This is a genomic window from Vibrio cincinnatiensis (assembly GCF_022113815.1).
In the GTDB taxonomy this organism is placed as follows: Bacteria; Pseudomonadota; Gammaproteobacteria; order Enterobacterales; family Vibrionaceae; genus Vibrio; species Vibrio cincinnatiensis_A.
Genome location: NZ_SGOM01000048.1, coordinates 1 through 1813, shown reverse-complemented (window position 1 = coordinate 1813; position 1813 = coordinate 1). Strand labels below are relative to the sequence as shown.

General features: G+C 39.1%; 1 protein-coding gene. It reads right to left on the bottom strand.

Features of this window, described 5'->3' with window-relative positions:
- Positions 1–731 precede the first annotated feature (731 nt).
- On the bottom strand, positions 732–1151 hold the full coding sequence (locus EXA13_RS16490; protein ID WP_238097180.1) for a lysozyme inhibitor LprI family protein: 420 nt from the start codon (positions 1149–1151) through the stop codon (positions 732–734).
- Positions 1152–1813: the final 662 nt, after the last annotated feature.

The following is a 1813-nucleotide window of genomic DNA, read 5'->3' as shown; positions in this document are numbered from 1 at the left end:
CCACTCAGAAAAAGTCGACATTGAAATTAGATCAATCATAAAAAACATCTACTTTTCAATACATTGTGATCTTTTTCTCCTTTACGGTTACATAACGCCGCATTAAGGGGCAAGCAACGCTAACAACCGAACTTAAACTAATCAGCCGTAACCTCAAATACCCACCCAAACCCAAAATGCCACGCGTTGATTGTCCCTCTTAAATGCTTTGTTATGTAACTTTACTAATTATTTCAAAGCATTATAAAAAACAGCATCGCCAAACACGATTTAACTTACACGAAAAGTCAGCATTGACCCAGTAGAAAAAACTCTGGCAACTACAAAAGTAACTTGATTCTGCGGATCATGACTATAGAGAAGCTGAACGCAAACCCGCTTCACCAGTAAGTGCTGAATAAAGATTCGAAGAACAAGAAGACGAAAACCAAATCAACAGGAATAAGACTAACTTTACAAACCGTATAAATAACCAATTAAAACAATCAGTTAAAAGAATAAAACATACAAAGTAGAAGTTAAACTCAAAGTAAAGGAATCATAAAAACACTTTAATTTTCAATACATTGTGGACTTTTTCTCTACGGTTACATAACGCCGCATTAAGGGGCAAGCAACGTAAACCACTGCGCTCAAACTAACCAGCTGTCACCTCAAATGCGCATCCAAACCGAAAATGCCACGCGTTGATTGTCCATCTTAAATGCTTTGTTATGTGCGTGGTTGACTAGCTACTGTTTTGGCTCCGGTAATACTGGTGGGGTACTATCCATGTAGGTTAAGAAATGTGCCCAAACCTCATGAGTCCTCTGCACCGTTAGATTAGTTTCACATGAAATAGTCATCGCATCACGAATTGTACCTTCACGCCATTTCGTATAAATAGAATTACAGTGAGAGGACATATAGGCTTGCCAGTCATTTTGAGCAACCTCGATCGCTTTAACTAACTCAGAATCAGCAGAATTATGTTCAAAACTTACATTCAGATACTTCGAGAGTTCTGCTCTTGCTAAATCTAGTTCAATTATTGCACAAGTGTTAATTTCAAGGGTGCTCACCGCATTATCGCAATCGAAAGTTATTTCTTCATCCGAAGCTGTGGCTGTAAAAGCAAAAATGGAGAGAACCAACAATATACGTCTTTTCATAATTTTCCTCGAAAGCACATAACGCCCGCCTAAGGGGCTGACAACGCATTACACTAAACTCAAACACAGCAACCGTAACCACTTCGGCTCAATGGGACTGGAAATGCCACGCGTTGACAGTCCCTCTTGAGGCGTTTGTTAGCTTACTTTCACCTAACGCTTTTGGAGCATTCTATAGAGAGAAAAAGCGGCTAATAATAAACTCGGCGTGTACCAAGCCATTGAACTCACACTGTACTTGTTAACCATGATATACACTAAGTTTAGAACTAGCGTGATTTCACAAGTCACATAAGCTATGAAAAAGGTCTTTGACCACTCAGCTAGCTTATCCATCGTTGACAGAAACCAAGTTCGCTCATCGAGGATAAACGACAGCGACACTAAAATGGAGATTATTACTGCTACAAACCTAGAACTCTCAGTTTCCATTGTGTCCAGCACCAAATTTAATAATAAACTGGTCACCAGAACAACATTAAGATTAGACATTGTTGATACCGAAATTACGCATAGAATTTTTCGAATACTAACAAACGACCACATCTCTAAGCCTGCTTATAGTATTACTGTTTGTGAGTAAGCTAACGCCCGCTTAAGGGGCTGGCAACACAAAACACCAAACTAAAACAAAACAGCTATAACCTCAAATGCTCATTTCA